The sequence below is a fragment of the Streptomyces sp. NBC_01210 genome (assembly GCF_036010325.1).
Taxonomy (GTDB): domain Bacteria; phylum Actinomycetota; class Actinomycetes; order Streptomycetales; family Streptomycetaceae; genus Streptomyces.
Genome location: NZ_CP108549.1, coordinates 57,760 through 75,463 on the forward strand (window position 1 = coordinate 57,760; position 17,704 = coordinate 75,463).

The 17,704-nt window shown below is 66.4% G+C and carries 11 protein-coding genes and 2 pseudogenes; 6 read left to right on the forward strand and 7 right to left on the reverse strand.

All coding sequences use genetic code 11. The features are described from left to right. Positions 1 to 280: 280 nt before the first annotated feature. Positions 281 to 517: pseudogene (locus tag OG735_RS00205) on the forward strand (helicase associated domain-containing protein); the annotation flags it as partial. A gap of 59 nt (positions 518 to 576) precedes the next feature. Here the strand turns inward: OG735_RS00205 and OG735_RS00210 are convergent. Both OG735_RS00210 and OG735_RS00215 read right to left on the reverse strand, forming a co-directional pair. Further along, positions 577 to 3,639: a DUF6262 family protein gene (locus OG735_RS00210; protein ID WP_327321100.1), complete on the reverse strand. Its 3,063-nt coding sequence runs from the start codon at positions 3,637 to 3,639 to the stop codon at positions 577 to 579. Then, on the reverse strand, positions 3,636 to 4,448 hold the full coding sequence (locus tag OG735_RS00215; RefSeq protein ID WP_327321101.1) for a tyrosine-type recombinase/integrase: 813 nt from the start codon (positions 4,446 to 4,448) through the stop codon (positions 3,636 to 3,638). The genes OG735_RS00210 and OG735_RS00215 overlap by 4 nt, the downstream gene beginning before the upstream one ends. Before the next feature lie 516 nt (positions 4,449 to 4,964). Here OG735_RS00215 and OG735_RS00220 point away from each other — a divergent pair. Together OG735_RS00220 and OG735_RS00225 are read left to right on the forward strand one after the other, a co-directional pair. Continuing rightward, complete coding sequence (locus tag OG735_RS00220) at positions 4,965 to 9,656, forward strand: ATP-binding protein (RefSeq protein ID WP_327321102.1); 4,692 nt, start codon at positions 4,965 to 4,967, stop codon at positions 9,654 to 9,656. Between the two features lie 69 nt (positions 9,657 to 9,725). Then, positions 9,726 to 10,928 (forward strand): annotated as a pseudogene (locus OG735_RS00225) (helicase associated domain-containing protein); the annotation flags it as partial. 15 nt (positions 10,929 to 10,943) lie between these two features. On the opposite strand, the gene OG735_RS00230 reads toward OG735_RS00225, so the two are convergent. The 3 genes from OG735_RS00230 to OG735_RS00240 all read right to left on the reverse strand — a co-directional run bounded on the left by OG735_RS00230 (position 10,944) and on the right by OG735_RS00240 (position 13,073). Continuing rightward, positions 10,944 to 11,984, reverse strand: coding sequence for a DUF4238 domain-containing protein (locus OG735_RS00230; protein WP_327321103.1), 1,041 nt, complete (start codon positions 11,982 to 11,984; stop codon positions 10,944 to 10,946). Between the two features lie 200 nt (positions 11,985 to 12,184). Next, entirely contained in the window at positions 12,185 to 12,715 is a 531-nt protein-coding gene (locus OG735_RS00235; protein WP_327321104.1) for a hypothetical protein, read from the reverse strand. 214 nt (positions 12,716 to 12,929) lie between these two features. Beyond that, a complete protein-coding gene (locus tag OG735_RS00240) occupies positions 12,930 to 13,073 on the reverse strand; it encodes a hypothetical protein (RefSeq protein ID WP_327321105.1) in 144 nt (47 codons plus the stop codon). Between the two features lie 229 nt (positions 13,074 to 13,302). Here OG735_RS00240 and OG735_RS00245 point away from each other — a divergent pair, with 229 nt between their 5' ends. Continuing rightward, entirely contained in the window at positions 13,303 to 14,331 is a 1,029-nt protein-coding gene (locus tag OG735_RS00245) for a PP2C family protein-serine/threonine phosphatase (protein ID WP_327321106.1), read from the forward strand. A gap of 233 nt (positions 14,332 to 14,564) precedes the next feature. Here OG735_RS00245 and OG735_RS00250 read toward each other — a convergent pair whose 3' ends face one another. Further along, on the reverse strand, positions 14,565 to 14,816 hold the full coding sequence (locus OG735_RS00250) for a hypothetical protein (RefSeq protein WP_327321107.1): 252 nt from the start codon (positions 14,814 to 14,816) through the stop codon (positions 14,565 to 14,567). Between the two features lie 105 nt (positions 14,817 to 14,921). Between OG735_RS00250 and OG735_RS00255 the strand changes: the two genes are divergently transcribed. Together OG735_RS00255 and OG735_RS00260 are read left to right on the forward strand one after the other, a co-directional pair. Then, entirely contained in the window at positions 14,922 to 15,812 is an 891-nt protein-coding gene (locus OG735_RS00255) for a hypothetical protein (RefSeq protein ID WP_327321109.1), read from the forward strand. 73 nt (positions 15,813 to 15,885) lie between these two features. After that, entirely contained in the window at positions 15,886 to 17,301 is a 1,416-nt protein-coding gene (locus tag OG735_RS00260; protein ID WP_327321110.1) for a hypothetical protein, read from the forward strand. A 59-nt stretch (positions 17,302 to 17,360) separates the two neighbouring features. Here OG735_RS00260 and OG735_RS00265 read toward each other — a convergent pair whose 3' ends face one another. Further along, positions 17,361 to 17,546, reverse strand: a complete 186-nt coding sequence (locus OG735_RS00265; RefSeq protein WP_327321111.1) for a hypothetical protein — start codon at positions 17,544 to 17,546, stop codon at positions 17,361 to 17,363. Positions 17,547 to 17,704 lie beyond the last annotated feature (158 nt).

Sequence of the window (17,704 nt, forward strand, 5' to 3'; positions counted from 1 at the left end):
AGACCACCGACGCGGGTTGGCCCCAACTCGGCTGAGCACCTTCACATCCCGCCCCTTGACTGGGATCGCCCCGCTCGCAGCGATAGAGAAATCCCACGTCGATCACTACATTCCAAAACGATCACTGAATCTGCACTCCAGAGCCCCTCCGGCTTCCGCCCCTCCACGGAAACCCCAGCTCAGAGACGCACCACACCACAGCAACAAATCCCGAAACGATCACCAGATCCCCAGGCCAGCACATCACTCATCTAGTGATCACTAACGGATTTGTCACACGAAGGCGACCGGGAAGGCATCAGCCTTCCAGCGCGGTCTGGCGGCCCTCGCCCAGTGGGTCCAGCGCGAGGGCGCCCAGAAGGCAGTGCCGAGGGGGCACGTCGAATGCCTCGTCATCGACGGCCAGGAACACCAGCACAAGCTTGGCGTATGGATCTCCAACACCCGGGCGAGGCGGGACAAGCTCACCCACGACCAGCGCGCCGCACTCACCGAACTCGGAGTTGAGTGGGCATAGCAGCAGGGTCTGTTGGGTTGCTGCAGCGTGGCGTGTCCTGCGGGGCGCTGGACACGCCCTCAGCGGTTTGTGTTCTCCTCTCGGATCATCCGTCGGAGGCTTGTGCGTGCCGCCGCCAGGTCTGTTTCCAGGGTTGCCACGCGGGCGCGGAGCCGGTGGTTGTCGTCGGTGGCCTGCTGGAGGCTGTCTTCGAGTCGTTGGTTGTTCCGGGTGAGTTCGTCGACGCGTTCGGTCAGGTGCCTGGTGTCGAAGTCGTCGAGTTGCTGCCCGAGCTGGTGCTGGACGGCCTGCTTCATCCGGTCTCTGTCTTCCCTCAGCGTCCGGATCTCCTGCCTGGCGAGCTCGAGTTCTGTGCGCAGCGTGGCGGTGGTGCTTCGGGTGCGGTCAGGCGAGGGGGTGGTGGGGTGCTGGCGTTGTTGTGCGGCTTCGATGTGTTCGCGGACGCCTTCGGTGTAGGTGAGCCATGTGGAGACGCCGGCGGTGCGGGCGACGGCGGCGTGGGTGATCTTCTTGCCCTGTTGTTCCAGGGTGGTGAGTGCGGTCAGGGCTCGCTGGCGTTTGTCGAGGCTGGCGCGGCGGCGGGCCTGGGCGAGGGTGTGCGGGTTGCCGCGGGGGTTCATGCCGGGTCGGTCCTGGAGACGGTGGTGAGCGGCAGGAGGGTGTGGGTGTGGTCGGCGCGGGCTTTGCGCAGGATGGTGCTGGCTTCTTCGATCTCCTGACGTTGTGCGGCGGGGAGGGCGGCGAGGCGGCGCTGCATGCGGTCGGTGACCTGCTCGAAGGCGGTGATCTGGGCGGTGAGGGCGGTGATGAACGAATTCCGCGGCGTCCATGGCCTGGGCTGTTTCGCGGTCGGCGCGCAGTTCGTTGATGTGCTGTTCGATCGCCGGGAGGTAGGAGGGGTCGGGGCGGTAGAAGCCGCAGCCGGCGCACTGGAAACGGATGGGGCAGGAGCCGCCTGCGGCTTTGACGTTGCTGGGTTCGGTGCAGCCGCCGTAGGGGACGGCGACGGAGCGCAGTTCGTAGGCGGTGTCGGAGCTGGGGCTGGGTCGGCCGTGGTTGTCGACGACGTGGGCGGCGAGCTTGGTGACGGCGTCGCGTTTTCGTTTCAGGGAGACGGTGTAGTAGCGCTGGGTGGTGCTGACGGACTTGTGGTCCATCAGTTCGCGCAGGACGTCGAGGGGGGTTCCGGCGTCGGCGTGACGTTGTGCGTAGGAGTGGCGGAATGCGTAGGCGTAGATGAGGGAGCGGTCGTAGGGCAGGGGGTTGCCCTGTGTGTCGGTGCCTTCGCCGTGCAGGTGGGGGATGGCGTCGGCCCAGTCGCGCAGGGTCTCGCTGAGGTAGCTGGTGTGCAGGTAGGGGCGGGTGGCGAGGTGGGTGAGGGCGGGGAAGAGGTAGTCGGCGCCGGTGGGCGGGAGGCTGGTGTGGAGCTGCTCGCGGCGTTCTTGCCAGGTGCGGATGGCGTGGGCTGTGGGTGTGGTGATGGGCAGGCGCCTGCGGTGGCGGCGGGCCTTGTGGTTGTTCCAGACCAGGGAGATCTGGTCGTTGCGGGTTTCCAGGCAGTCGCGGGGCAGGGAGCAGACTTCCAGGGGCCGGCGTCCGGTGTCTCTGAGGAGGATGTACAGCGTGCCGTACATCAGCTGCAGGTCTTCGGGGGCGAGGGTGCGCTGGCCGCGGGCCCGTCCCAGGCCTAGGAGGTGGAGGTGGGCGTCGAGCTGGCGGATCACCGGTTCGGGGATGGCCTTGCCGATCTCGTCCTCGTTGGCTTCCTGCTCGGGGATGCGGTGGAGGGCGGGGTCGCGGACGAAGGCGGCCGAGAGGGTGTCGGCGGTGCCGGAGCGGCGGCCGTAGTCGATCAGGGCGAAGAAGTGGCTGGAGATGGACATGCGGTAGTTCCAGCCGGCCGGTTCGCCGTCCAGTTTCAGTGCGGTGCGGAACGCTTCGACCACGGCGGTGACGTCGTCGTAGCGCAGGCGTGCGGGGTCGTCGGTTCCCGGGCGTTGCGCGAGGGCCCGGGAGGCGAGTTCGACGCCGCGCAGCGTGCGGGCGAATTCGTCCGCTCCTGGGCGCTGCTGGACGGTCCAGGTGCGCAGCAGGCCGCGCAGCCACGGCTGCCGGATGGTGCGCAGGTCGACGGTCTTGTGGTGGCGGATGCCTGCTGGTGTGCGGGAGCGCTGGCCGAGCGCACGCAGGTCCAGGACGTCGTCCTGTGCCGGCGCGGTGCCGGTGTACTGCGCGTGACCCGCCCGGACCGCCGTACGCACGCGGCCGAGCATCCGCAGGACCGCGACGGTGGAGCGCGGGCACATCTGCTGGTCCGTGATGTCGCCGATAAGCGTGCCGGTCCCGGCCAGATCCCGCACCATGCGGCGCACTTGCGGAGGTTCGAAGATCCGCAGCCACGGGTCCACCTGCTGCAGACCGTAGAGGACCTCCCAGCGAAGCGGTTCAGGCAGCGGCAGGAGGCTGAATTGGTGCGGGGCGAGATACGGCGGCTGCTGGGCCGCCCACGGCGCCACGGCCGCGTCCGGGTGGGTACGGCGGTGCTCGCGGAAGCGCTGCGCGTGCTGTCGACACAGGCCCCGACCGTACAGGCCCGGCAGCGGGCAAGCAGGAGCCGGGCAGGCAGGGGTATCGGCATACGGGACGGCGGTGTCCTCCCACCGGCCGGCGGCCTTGCGAGTGGTGTGGGTTTTCCACTGGGTGTAGTGCGTGGAGCACAGTTCTTTGCAGTGGCGGGGCCGGACACAGCGCTGCCCGTCCTTCGTGAAGCGGCACTGCTCCGGAACACCGCCGAAGGCAACCCGGTTGCGCACCGGCACGAAGGTCCGCGCGAACTCCGCGACGGGCAGCGGCGACCGTTTCTGCTCCTCCTTGCAGAAAGGGCAGAAGATGTTGGCCGGCGAGACCACGGTGTCGCACGCGGCCGTACGGCACAGCGACACCGAGCTGCGCGGCTCGTAAACGCTGCCGGTGAACAGCCAGCAGTCCTGCCGCCATTCACTCGTCCGCCAGGTCAGATCGAGATGGTCTTGCAGCCACGCGGGCCATCCCCCGCCGTCGGGATCCCCTGCGTTGTCGGTGCGTGGCGCGGGTAGCCGCGAGAGCGCGGACGAGACGCTCACGGGCGCTCCTTCAGGGAGTCGACGCGCTCGACCGCTGCCCGTGCTTCGGCGTCGTCGACGTGCCGGTAGCGCTCCATCGACAACGGCGAGGCATGGCCCAGGAGCCGTTGCACCACATCGCGGTCCACGCCGTCGCGCAGCCAGCGGGTCGCCGCTGAGTGGCGCAGCATGTGCGGACGGCACGCATGCCCAACGGTGCGTGCCAGGCGGTCGAACATCTCCTTGGCGTTCGGGTACGACATCGCACGCCCCAGCGGCGCACGGAACAGGTTCACGAACACCATCTCCGACTCCGCAGCCTCGGCCACATCGTCGCGTTCGTACTGGTAGTCGGTATACAGCGCGACCAGGTCAGCGGTGACCGGCACGAAGCGGTGATGCCGGGACTTCGCCAGAGCACGGTTGGGGTTGTCCATGCGGCGGCGGACATGCACGTGCGGACCCTCCACACCGCAGCCCACCGTGCGCGAAGATGCCAGCAGATGCATATCACCGCGGTGCAGGCCCAGCGCCTCACCGATCCGCAGCCCGGTACACGCCAGCAGCGCGACCAGGAAACGATCCCGGGCCCTGGCCGCGCCAGCGATCATCCTGCGGATCTGGTCGTCGCTGAGGTCCTCATAGCCGGGCTCGGTGATCTGGAAACGGAACGCTGCTGCCTCGACCTGGAGCCGCTGACCCGACTCGCCGGTGTCAAAGCCGGACGGGGTGAAGCGCAGCAGCTTCGGCTGTGACAGCAGCCCGGCCGTATCGGCCGGCACCCAGCCATGAGCGGCACCGAACCGCAGGAACTCCCCCACCACCGTCATGATCGCATTCGCGGTCCCCCGCGACCGGTACCGGACGGGACCAGGCCGCAGCCGGCCGGCACGAGGCGGAACAGACGTCTCGATCAGCCACTGCTGCAGGTCGGCCAACCCCAGAAACCCGGGAGCCTTCCAATCCAGCCGCCGCATCCTGCAGTAGCTCAAGTACAGAGCGACCCGCCCGGCATAGACACGCTCAGTATTCGGCGAACACCCCCGCGCCCGCAACGAAGCCAGGAACGCCACCGCCTCGCTCTGCAGATCAAACGAACCGGCGTCGACCACCACCCACCGCACCACACCAGTCACCCGAGAAACAGCACGCTCCGCCACAAAATCGGAATCCACGTGACAAACACAACCACCGCCCGCAGAACGGCGTACGGCACACGCTCACAGGCCATCCCTGCAGGCGACAATCCAAACAAACATCCCTCATCACCTACTTTTCCCCGAGATAATGGATGTGCCTGAGTTGAATTAAGCGCCTGCAGGTAGGCGTGAGCGAGGAGAGCCGCGGTGAGTGAGGCAGCACGGGCAGACGCCGGGGGCAGCGCCGGGGCGGGCGGCTTCGACTACCAGCACCGCGTGGCCGCCTGGCTGGCTGTCACCGCTGTAGCGGCCTCCGCCTCCCCCGGCGTCCAGGGGCTGTGGACCGGAACTGTGGAACGGATTGCCTGCGAAACCGGCGAACCCGTCGACGACTGCCGAGTGCACACCTCCGATCGCCGGACACTAGCGATCCAAGCTAAGCGGTCAATCACGCTGTCTCAGTCAAAGGAGAGCGAACTTGGCAAGACCGTCGCGCAGTTCGTTGAGCAGCACCTCATGCCAGGCCATGAGCAAGACCGGCTGATCCTCGTCACCTCCCGTGACGCCTCAAAACCGGTGAGGAACGACCTCGCGCAAGTTCTTGATCGCCTCCGTAACGCTCCTGCCGAGCAGGACGGGGCGTCGCTCGTCTTCAACAGCGACCAGACTGACGCCTACGACAAGTTCGTCACTCACGCGATCCGGCAGTGGGCGAAGCAGCGCGGCGGCACGCCCTCAGCCGCAGAACTGAGGACGTTCCTCGCCCGCTGCCACGTATGGGTCCTGGACGTCGGGCAGGGCGGTCTGGAAGAACGAGAGGCCCTCCAGACACTGCGCACGTCCGTGATCACTGATCCCGGCCAAGCGGACGCGGCATGGCACGTACTGCTCAGCGCCTGTGCACAGCTGGCCATCAACCATTCCGGCACCGACATGAGACAGCTGCAGCAGGCGCTGTCATCGGCCAGCATCGCGCTGGCCACCATCCGAGACTTCACCTCGGATGTCCAGTGCCTGACCAGAACCACGCAGGACACCCTCGATCAGTTGGGCCATGGCCTCACTACCGTCCCCACGCCGCAGGGGCCTGTGGCCATTGCACGCACGGTCACAGGCATCGGAGCGACGTCCCGGGAGGGCTCGGTCCTCGTGGCTGGCGAGCCGGGTGCGGGAAAGACCGTGGTGATGCACGAGTTGGCCCGGGAGGCCATCGCAGCAGGTCGGCCCGTACTTTTCTTGTCCGTAGCCGGCGTGGATGCCCGGAGTCCTGGCATGCTCCAAGCGGAACTCGACCTGCAGCACCCGCTCGTCGACGTTCTCGAGCAGTGGCAGCCCGGCAGCACCGGCCTCCTGGCGATCGACGCCCTGGATGCCGCACGCGTCGATGCCTCCACCGAGCTGTGGCGGTCAATCATCGCGGATGTCAACCGCAGGCTGCCGAACTGGCAGGTGGTCGCCTCCATCCGCACCTGGGATCTACAACACTCCCCCCAGCTGCGCTCCCTCTTTCCAGACGGGCCGGTACAGATGGGTGATCTGACGGACGAAGAGGTCGCCCAGGTCACCAACGTCTTCCCCTCCTTGCGTGACCTTCTGAGCCAGGCTTCCGACCAGCAGCGACAGCTGATGCGCAACCCGTTCAACCTGCGCCTGGCTGCCGAACTCCTGCTGGATGGCGCAGCAGCAGCACAGCTACGCACCGTCGACAGCAGATTGGACCTGCTGGAGCGCTACTGGGAGGCGCGCGTCACCCGGGGAACCGAGGGCATCGCGAAAACGGCCCTCCTCGGCCGCCTGTGTGCAGCAGCGGTACAGGAGAGACGACTGGCCGTCCCCGCCCAGAAGATCTTGGAGGGCGACACCGCAGCATCAGACGTCCTGCGGGCCCTCCTTTCCAGCTCGGTCCTCACGCAAGCTCCGACGGTCATGGGTCCGACGGCCAACGGTCCCCTGCAATTCGCGCACCACGTGCTGTTCGACTACGCCGTCGCCGTCACCTACCTCTCCCAGACTCCAGACGGGCTGCAGGAGCGGCTGGACGCCGATCCCGACCTGTTGCTCTTCGCCCGCCCCAGCATCGACATGTACTTCCGGACGGCCTGGGCGCGAGACCCCGGCGTGTTCTGCGCGCTGGCTCTGGCCTTGATGACGCTGCCCTCGCCCGGGATGGCAGCCACCGCACTCGCAGACGTCGTCACAGACGACTGCGATCAGACAGCAGACCTGGAGCCATTGCTCTCACCGGATCCACGCACCGAAGAGGGAGCGAACCGGGTACTCGCAGCAATCGCCATCGCTGTCTCACTCAAGCTGAAGGAAAGCAGCGTTCAGCACCCTGGTGTCTGGGCCGAGGTTGCTGAACGCCTCTCCCGGAGACCTGGCGCATCCCTCCCGGCGCTGGGTGTTCTGGTGACCGACCTGACATCCCATCGGGCGGTGCTAGACGAACAGCAGCTGCGACTCTGCGGACTGGCAGCGCGGCGCCTGCTCGAACACCTGTGGACCCAGCCTCCAACCCCCGCATCCCGGCTGGCCATCACCGCAGTCATCCAAACCGCAGCAAGCGACCTGGCCTCGACCGAGACGCTGCTCAGACGCGCTGCGGAGTCGCCCCAACTCGAAGAGCGCGGGTTCAACGATCTCGACTCGATTACCAGCGAGGTTTCGGAGCTGATGGATCTCCTGCCGAACCTCGCAGAAGACCTTTACGTGGCTGTGCTAAGCCACACCGAGACGTCCTCGGCCAGCACACAGCTGGGCAGCGGCTCCGTGCTCACGTTCGTGTCTAATCGCCGGCAGGACTTCGACTCAGCTAAGTACCCCCTAGTCGAACACTTCCCTGCCATTCTGCGGTCCCACCTCCCTCGTGCCCTGGCGGTTCTCACCCGCCTGGCAGTCGCTGGCCGGGACCTACCCGAGCATTCGGCTGGCCTGGGAAACCGCATTTTCGTGATCATTGAGGACGGCTCACGCCGACGGGATTTCGCCTCCCCCTACGCGGGCAGTGACCCGACGGACCTGCTCGGCGCGTTTCAGGACTTCGCCGTCACGGCCACTGAGACGCAGGCCCAGGCACTTTGCGAGGCGCTCACGTCGTCTCCGCGAGCAGCTGTTGTGTGGCGACGCACCCTGCGTGCGGCGGCCGCCAACCCTGCTCTGGCAGCCTTCATGGTCAGTGAGCCGGCCGACGTCGTGACGCAGCTACTCATCCCGGACCTGGTCGGACCTGCGTGCGAGCTGATCAGCGCAGTGCACCCCACACTCGAACCTGCCGAAGCTGCCCGCCTGGAGTCCGCGATCATCTCGATCCGGCCAGCCGCTTCTCACCACGAGCAGGGTGGGTTGGAGCAGCGCCGTTACCGAAGGCTCGTCAGCGCGCTCTCCGCAGAGCACCTCACCAGCCCATCTCTGACAGCAGACAGGACTGCACCGGATCCGGCGTTTGACGCTGACCCTATGGCCTGGAGTGGTGAGGAGCGCGCCGAAACCGCGGAGGAAGACCCGGCGGACGCCGAGCTGCGCCAGCTGACTGCGGCCCTCAGCAGTTTCGCGAGTACCTATCTCAACGGCACCGCCTCTTCAGACGACATCGCATCCGCCGAGCACACGGCGACCAGGCTAGAAGCGGCCCTGCCGCAAACACAGTCCGTGGATCTGCGCACGCAGGCAGAGGACGCCCTCGCTGATGCTGCTGAGATCTGGACCCGTAGCGCGCAGACTCCGTCGGCAATCCTGAGCCACGCGCGCACCCTCCTTCTTTCGGCGTCAAGAAGCCCTCGACCCGAACCCACTCCGGAAAACGCCACGTTCAACCTGGCGATTCCCCAGGGCCCGCGAACCGAAGCGGCCCGTGGTCTTGGTCAACTGGCCGGCATTCCAGCGCAGTACAACCCCGAGGTGACCCACGCATTGCTCGCGCTGACAGCGGATCCCGTGGGGGCCATCCGGCACACCGTGTCTCTGATCGCCCCTTCCGTGGCCGTCAGCGACACCGGAACGGCGTGGGAAATCCTCGAGCACCTCGCGGAGCACGACATCGACGACGCTGTGCTCGCTGCCACGGTCACCACGGCCTGCTTCCGTATGAACGACGCTCAACGCGGCGCTTCGATCCTCGCCACAGTCATGGGGCGCGCGGCCCCGCGCCCGGGCCGCGACACCGCCGCTTCCGCTTGCGCAACCGCCGCCGGGCTCCTGTGGATCCACCACGCGACGCCCGGAACGGACACCGCCCTCACCAGCATGATCACTCGCTGGTCGGACGGCAGTACCTGGTCCGGTTGTCTCCACGAGCTGCGCGTCTCCGGAGCGCTCACCCACGGCAACGACACTGTCCGGCGACGCGCGCTCAGGCTGATGCAGCAGCTCGCCGAACCAGCCCTGGACCGAACCCGTCATGCTCTGATCCAGTATCGAACCCTGACCGACGCCGAGCGTGAGCAATTCAAGAACACCGCCTGGCTCCTCGACCACATCGCCTCACAGCTCTACTACGCAAGCGGCGGCGTCCCCAACAGCACACCCCCCACCACGCAAGAAGCCAGACTCGTCGACGAGGCACAGCCACTGATCAAGCTGCTCTCGGCGACCCCAATCGCGCGCACCGCCCACCACCTCGTCAGACTGTGTGAGCGCATGATCGACCAGCGCCCGCAGGAGACGCTCCTCACCGTCCGCGACATCATCACCCAGGTCGGTGCCCAAAGCGGCTACACCGCAGACCCCCTCGGCGTAGGAACCTGCGTCACCTTCGTGGAACGCATCCTCGCCGACCACCGCAGCCTCCTCCGCAGCCCGGACAACCTCACCGCCCTACGGCAGATCTGCGACGCCTTCATTGACGCCGGATGGCCCCAAGCCCACAAACTCGTCTTCGGCATCGAACAGATCTTCCGGTAACTGCTCCACACCCTCATGACGGCCGCCCCTGAACCACGCCAAACATGCCCATTACTTCACCAGCACCAGATAAAAGGCCTACGCTCGCACGATGAACGACTCGTCGAACAACTCGCCTCCCGCGCCCTCAGCAGCGGGAAGCGCAAGGTCCACGTCCGGCGCGATGAAGAAGGGCGGATCGTCGGAACCGGCGGCGAGGTGGGCGCGGACGAGGAGCAGGACGACACCAACCGTGCGGTCGAGTCCGCCCTGCTCCACTTCTCCTCTCCCCGGGACGCAGCCACGATCGCCGCGTTCCTGCGCACCCGGGTCTACCGGCCGGAGTCACTGGTGTGGCTCGAGGGCTACCAAGCCCTCCTCCACTGGCGGAAGAAGCACCACATCACCGGCCTCTACGCCGTCCCCTACGACACCGAGGTTGAAGTAGGAGTGACGAAAGATTTTCCGCTTGGACGATGGGTCCACCAACAGCGGAAAGCACTGCGGACAGGGGAGCTGGAGGAACGGCGCAAGACCCTGCTGGACGCGCCGGAGGCCGGGATGGTGTGGGAACCGGGCGAAGAAGCCTGGGAGAACAAGCTCGCCGCTCTCCGGTCCTACCAGCGGGCCACCGGGCACCTCGCCCCCCGACAGGACGCCGTCTGGGGCGAGGGCGAGGCGACGGTGCCCATCGGTCAACACACGGCCAATCTGCGCAGGAAGGGCGGCCTCGGGAAGAACGCGGAACGTGCGGCGGAACGCACGCAGCAACTGGCCGCGATCGACCCCGACTGGAACTGCCCCTGGCCGCTCGACTGGCAGCGCCACTACCGCGTCCTCGCCGACCTCGTCGACGCCGACGGCAGCCTCCCCGACATCGCACCCGGGGTACTGATGGACGGCGACGACATCGGACGGTGGCTGGAGCGGCAGACCCAGCCAGGCACTTGGGCACAGCTGTCCACCGAACAGCAGGAACGGCTGTCCCAGCTGGGCGTACAGCCGCTTGAGGCGCCCTCTCCCGCCCCGACGGCCACGCGTACGACGAAGAGCCCCAGCAAGGCGGAACGGGCGTTCCAGCGGGGCCTGGCGGCCCTCGCACAGTGGGTCGAGAGGGAAGGCACCCACCGGCCCGTACCACGCAGCCACGCTGAAGAGATCACGGTCGACGGCGAGACCGAGCCGGTAGTCGTCAAGCTGGGCGTATGGACATCGAACACCCGCGCGAGGCGGGACAAACTCACCCAGGAACAGCTGGACGCCCTGCGGGAACTGGGCATCGAATGGGCGTAATCGATTGCGTCAGGACTACCTCATGGCCACCATGGCGCACAAAGGTCGGCATGTCCGGTCGAGGGTCTCTGCCCCATAACCGGTGCCAAGCTCGATGCGGCACCGGGGTGCCTTCGGATCGATGGGCGTGCAGGCTACGGACAGCTGCGGTCTGCGTCGCAGGCTTCGGCCGGCAGGAAGGTCCGTGTCCTGTGGAAGGGCGATGACCGCTGCTTCAGCATTCCTGATGACTGCCGCGCGCAGTCGGTCGACCTCCCTACGGGCCAAAATGCGATGGACGACCTTTCGCGGCTGCAGGTTCTGGCTAAGCACGAGCAGGCGGGAAGGACTGAGGGGCCACCACAGGTATTGGCTCGTCAGCGTCGAAGGAGAGCGGCCGGAGGCGTCGGTCGACAGGATGACTGGCTGGTCGCTGGTGATCAACCGCGCTTGGGGGTCGTCCCACAGCTCAAGTTGTCGGGTGGAGTGCTCGTCGGCTGCCCCGTACGCGCTGTGGAAGAGACTAGCTACGAATCCCGTCGTCGTCAGGGTCGGAGTTTCCTGCAGCGCGCGCTTTCTCATCCAGGTGTCCTGCGCCTCCATCAGGCGCTTGCGCTGCGGTGTGCGGTTGCGCTGGAAGGCGAGGACCACGGCGAGCGACATGAAGTCATCGAAGTCCATGTCGTCGTCCGGCTCCCATCCGCGCAGCAGGCGCAAAAGCCTTGCGGCCTCGTCATCGATGACGGAGAGCATCGCTTCAGCCTGATTGTGCGGCGCGCCAAGAGGGTCTGTAACGCGGTAGAAGTTTTCCCGAACGCAGGTGTCCCGGAGGCCCCGGAGGCGGTCAAAGCCGTTGATCGTGTCCAAGACCCGTACTCGCTTGCCATCGGGGCTCCATGCCTTCATGTAGGCCTGGGGAACGTAGTGGTGCCTGCGCGAGACACAGTCGCGTCGTGCCGCTGCCGCCGCCACGTTCGCCATGTACTCCTGAACGCGCGGGTTCACTGCCTGGCCGCCGCCCGACACCGGGACCTGGCCCCACGGATTGGCTACCCGGCTGACCAGCTTCCACTCCATGCCGCTCCCCCTCCCTCCCGCTCGGTGGCCCCGCTACAGCGGTGTACGCGGTAGGCACCGTCCGGTGCGGGTATTGACGGCCCGATTCTCTCAATGCCCATCTGCCGACCGCCCCGAATTATTACGACCGCGTGGTAACGGCTGACTAGCCCCTCCGGGCCAGAGCTGCGTAACGGGTCCCAGCTCACCGATGCCGCTTTCTAGACTGGGGCGTTCCGTGGACGTCCAACCCAGGCTTGGTGGTGAGACGCGACGCGCAGCCCCTCGCGCAGGCGTCCACGCAGGACGCCGACACGTGTTCTGCCCTCCAGGACCTGAAGGCCGCTATTCGACGGGGCTAGGAGCCGTCTGTCGATCAGGATCGGTGGACGCATCCACGTCCCGCGCTCTTCCCAATGGTGTCCGACCTCCGCGGGGCGGACTTTTACCCAGTGCACCGGGTTCTCGACCAAATACTCGATACAGTCGGCCTCGGACGCGCCGGTCGGCATGTCGTTGAAGTCCGCGGTCGGGATCGTGTCAAGGCGCCACGTGATCCCCTCTAGAGCGATGTCTCCGTAGTCCCGCGCGAAATCGGTGTTGGCACCGTGGTCGTAGAGGAACTGCTCGAGGACGTCGTCTGGCCAACGGAGCGGTGTCAGCGCAGGGTCGGCGCGGAAGTCGCCAAAGGTGAAGCTGAGGTCGCCGTCTCTACGACGTGCCATCAACGGGCTGAGGTCAGATAGCTTCATGCCTCCGGTCTACGGCAGATCCCCGGCAGTGTTCCCCCTGCTCCGGCTCAACCGATGCTGAGGCACGTAACGGTGGGGTGGCGGGGTCGTCGGTCGTGTGCCTCCATAAAGCCGGGCGCCCCGGCGACAACCCCTGCCTGAGCCGGTCAGACGTCCCAGAGCGCAGAGGGACCCCGGGCCGCAGATGCCCGGGGTCTCGTATCTCAGACCGCCGTCAGCGGTTACTCAGCCACCAGGTAAACGCGGCGAACAAGGTGGTGCCAGCCGCCGTTGCCGCTCCACGCACCAGGGCGAACAGCGCACTGCGTGCGAGCCGCTGAAGGGTCTTGTCGGTCGTCCAGGTTCGCTTCGAGGTCACCGTGTTCTCCTTCGTGCGCCACCCCTGCAGGAGCGGAGTTCGTAGTTGATGGGAGACCTTCTCCTGTGACCAAGCCACCCTGGACGAGGCTCTGTTGAAATCCGATGTCTTCGGACGGCCCCCTCTGTAGTCGTACGTGGTGGCATGATTCTCGGACGGATTCGGATGGTTTTGGACGACGGGGGGCACGGGGGTGGGACGCGCTGGGCAACTCCGCAAGCCTGAGCTGGTGGGAGCACACCAGGAACTCAATGCGGCGCTGCATCGACTGCATTTACTGGCCGGGAGACCGAGCCTTGCCGAGATCGCCCAGGCGCTCAAAGGTGCCGGTATCTCCCGGAGCACCATCCACGATGCATTCTGCAGCCAGCGGCTGCCGAAGTGGAAAGTGATCGACGCGTTGGTGGAGGTCCTTTCCTCCCAGGCGCCAGGTGGTCGCCCCGAAGAGGACCAGAAGGTGCTGTACGAGGTGTGGCTGCGTGCAGCCAAGGAGGGCGACGAGCAGCAGAACCAAGGGCCCCAGACCGACAGAGAGCGGAAGGCGGAGGCCCACGTACTCCTGCAACGCGCGCTCCTGCCGCAGGAGATCCCTCAGATCGACGGGCTTGAGATCGCTAGCCGCTACCTACCGGCGAGTGACCCCCACCGGGCCGGCGGGGACTGGTTCGACGTGATCCCCCTGGAGGGCAGCAAGGTAGCCCTGGCGGCCGGGGATGTGATGGGCGGCTCCATCCTCTCGATCGCTCTCATGACCCAGCTGCGCAGCGAGCTCAACACGTTGGTCCACCTCGGTCTGCCTCCCCACAAAGCACTGAACTTGCTCAGCGAACAAGCACAGCGCCTGATGGGAGATCAGCTCGCAACCTGCGTCTGCTCCGTCTACGACACCGACACCCGCCTCCTCGCCATCTCCAGTGCCGGCCATATCCCGCCCTTCCTGCTGAACAAGGACGGCACCGGCTTCATTCTGGACATGCCGACGGGGCTACCAATCGGCCTGGCTGCAGATGCCTGCGAGACAGTCACAGTCCAGATGAGCCCGGGTGAGACACTCTTCTTCCTCACAGACGGAGTGATCGTGTCACCGACTGAAGGCCTCGATCCCGGCCTCGCCCGTCTGACTACGAGCCTGGCGGAAGCACAGACCACCTCCGATCCCACCCTGCCGTCACTCGAAGACCTGATCGACGTGCCGCTGAAGGCCCTCAGTAACCTCCGACACGACGACGCCGTTCTGCTGGCCGCACGCTTCTCCTGACAGCGGCATGCGGTGCCGACCGAAGAGCTCATGGAACGGGCCATGGAGCATCCGCCGGTGCTACACGACGTCCCCGCACCGCACCTCAGGTGGCTCACGCCGGCTCCCGAGGTGGCGGGGCAGACCGCCCTGTGGGGCGACACCGCGTGCGATCCCGACGACAGCCCGACGTCATTACGGGCGGCGGCCCCAGGCGAGGAAGCCCGGGGCCGCCGCTGTCCGTACTGGGCAGGTCAGAACGACCGCACGACGATGCCGTTGACGCGCGCGACGAACTCGCCCTCGCTGATGCGGGCCGCCGCGCCGAGGCGTTTCTGGAACTCCTGGTAACCCTCAACCGGTTCGCCGGCCACTTCGTACGCCCACTCATCGAGAGAAGTGTCGGCGAGAGCGGCCTCGAGGCTCGTGAGGAGCTTGGCTCCGACGGGAGTGGGGGAAGCGGACGGGTCGACCGGGTACTCAACTGCCCAGTTGGTGTGTGCCATGCGCTGGACACTAGCCCGTGCCCATGGTCCCGTGGCACCGGCCAACGGTCAGGGCGGAGTCGACGGTCCGATGCGGTGGCCCGGATCTCCGCTTACGGTACTTCGATGAACCAGGATGAGATCCGTGACGAGCTGGTGAGTTCTGCACAACGATGGGCTTGGACAGCTATCGACGCCTACCTCGAAGAGCCTGCGGACCAGGACTTCGCAGTCCATCACATGGCTGTGGCTGTCGAGCACCTGGCCAAGGCGTGTCTGGCATCCGTCACTCTCACCTTGCTGGCTACCCCCAAGCCTTCTGTACAGGATCTGCTCGTACTGGGCGGCCAGGAAGACAAGGTGGAGACAGGGCGTGCCGGGCTCAGGACCGTCGGCGGTGCGGAGGCTGTGACGAGACTCGCGCAAGTAGGGAAGGGAGAAGTGCCAGCGCAACTCGCGGCGTTGAGGGATGCCCGCAACGGCATCACTCACATGGGGTGGGGGCGGCCGTCTGACGAGTGCAGGGACCTGCTGGCGGCTGGTGTGGCGTACGTCGATTCCTTGCTGCCCAATCTGGCGAAGGAGCCGGATTGGTTCTGGGAGAGCCATTACGACGTGTGCAAGGGCCTCGTAGAGAAGACGACGTCCGAGCTGAAGTTGCGCTACGCGGCGAAGATCCGGCGGGCGCAGGCGACCTTCGCGAAGAAGACAGAGCGTATGTCCGACGGCGAGAAGACGGCCGTGGTCGCCAGTCTGTCGGCAGCGCCTCTGCCCAGCCGATGGCTTCTGCACATCCCCGCGCAGTGTCCGGCATGCGAAAGTCCTGCCTTCATCAGCGGGCGGGACAAGAGCGGCGACTACGGAGACATCTGGTTCTTCCCCCGCTACTTCGGGTGTCGGGTCTGCGAACTCACACTGACCGGACCGGAACTGGACCTCGCAGACATGAAAGCCCAGTCACTGCGCACAGAAGAAGAGGTGGATGACGACTGGGAACCCGACTTCGACTTCATGTGACGCCGATGCCGGGCACACCTTGCGCGCTTGAGGGCTACTGCCGGAATCCCCCATTCTCTGCGACCATCTATCCATGGTCGGCAGCAGTGATCGTGCAACGCTTCGCGCCCTGCTAGACACCGCCGTCGCGCCTCTCAGCAACCTGACGCACACCGTGCTGAGTCAGGCCTTCGAGCGATTGGGCATGCCGGCGATTCCCCAGAACGCCGGCAGCAAGCCGGCCCGGGTTGAACAGAGCCTCCAGCAGGTACCCGACACGGAACTGCCACGACTGGCCCAACGCGTCCTACAACAGCAGGACTTCCCCTTCCCTGTGTGCCCGCCGCTCCGCCATCAGCTCGAAGACCTGCTGTGGGAAGAGGGCGCACCACCCGGCATCCCCAAGAAGGCCCGCCGTGAACTGGCGCGCGCCCTGTATCTCCCGGATCTCACCCAGCACCATGACCGCTTCCTGCATCTGCTCGATCGCCTCTGGGTGATCGAGGGACCGGACCTTTCCTTCGACGAGTTCAGCGCGCTGCTGCTGAACGGGACGCGGCCGGTGACGCTGAAGGACCTCATCGAAAAGCACGTCTTCCGCAACGAGGAGGACTGGTCGACCGAACGGCTTTTCGACAGCCTCGGTGCGTTCGAGGCAGGGGACGCCAGGTTCGCCCGCTTCCTGGAAGGCCTGGTCTCGGCGGACGTTCTCCTGGACGAGCACCTGCAGGAGAAGACAGCCAGCACGATCAACGATCACCTCCGCGCCCATGGGATCGAGTTGCGGCAAACCGGCAACGATGGCGGGTATCCGCTATTCACCCTGGTGTCGACGCGGCTGCACAGCAGTCGGAAGCCGAAGAACATCATTTTCGCTTCCCTCGGAAAGCCGGACATTCGTTTTCGGTCCTCGGTGGACAACGACATCGAGATCGTCGGTGGGCGACCAGGTGCCACCCTTGTCTATGACCGGGAGATTCCTGTCGAGGGTCTGCGTTGGCGTGACCTGCACCGCTGGTGGCAGGACACCCACGGGTTCAACAGCGAGAGTGACGCCGGTGAAGATCTTTACCAGCGGCTCCTCAGGAGCCTGCCGGGCAACTCACCTGGTCAGAGGAACCTCTTCACGGCCTACCGTACGGCTCGCCCGTTCTGCGCGGATGACCTTGCTCTCCTGCCCGAGGTATGGCTGCACTGGGATCCCAAGACCGTTAAGGAACGCGGCCCCGAAGCGTTGCTGCGTTCCCGCATGGACTTCCTTCTGCTGCTGCCCTTCGGGCAGCGTGTCGTCCTGGAGATCGACGGAGTGCAGCACTACACGCGCGACAACGGCCGTACCCCCGACACGGCCAAATACGCGGACATGGTCGCCGCCGACCGGGATCTCAAGCTCAGGGGGTATGAGGTCTTCCGCTTCGGTCACGACGAACTGAAACGGCCCGAGGACGCCAAGGATCTTCTACTCCAGTTCATCCCGGACATGTTCAGCCGCTTCAGAGTCAGACTCTGACGCCACAGTAGAGACGCCGCACCCCAAAGCTCCTGCGGCACCCCGGCTGCTACCGGCTGCTACCGGCTGCGCTGGGTAGCAGCCGGGAACTCCGCCAGGACGATGCCGGTCACCGGGTCCCGATGCACCGGGACGTACAGGCCCCAGTCGGCGTCACCGGCCGTGAGCCAGCCTCCGGCCCACGGGATGTCGGCGGTCTCCAGCTCGATCCCGGCGAGCGGACCACCCAGGAGTCGGACGATCACAGCGGTACCACCATCCTGCGGGACCTTCCCACCTCACCCCTTGGTGGGGCTCGGCACCCGAAGGACAGCACCGGGGCGCCGGCGACCTCCGTCCCGGCCCTCCGCTGCGGGGCTAACAGCGGCGCGGCCCGGCGGCCCCGGCCGGACCTCTTACTCCT

What these genes read in the sequence shown, in the direction of transcription:
- OG735_RS00215 (WP_327321101.1), bottom strand. Translation starts at nt 4,448, where the DNA reads ATGACGGTGGTGGGGGAGTTCCTGCGGTTCGGTGCCGCTCATGGCTGG.
- OG735_RS00230 (WP_327321103.1), bottom strand. Translation starts at nt 11,984, where the DNA reads ATGGAGTGGAAGCTGGTCAGCCGGGTAGCCAATCCGTGGGGCCAGGTC.
- OG735_RS00235 (WP_327321104.1), bottom strand. Translation starts at nt 12,715, where the DNA reads ATGAAGCTATCTGACCTCAGCCCGTTGATGGCACGTCGTAGAGACGGC.
- OG735_RS00250 (WP_327321107.1), bottom strand. Translation starts at nt 14,816, where the DNA reads ATGGCACACACCAACTGGGCAGTTGAGTACCCGGTCGACCCGTCCGCT.
- OG735_RS00255 (WP_327321109.1), top strand. Translation starts at nt 14,922, where the DNA reads ATGAACCAGGATGAGATCCGTGACGAGCTGGTGAGTTCTGCACAACGA.
- OG735_RS00260 (WP_327321110.1), top strand. Translation starts at nt 15,886, where the DNA reads ATGGTCGGCAGCAGTGATCGTGCAACGCTTCGCGCCCTGCTAGACACC.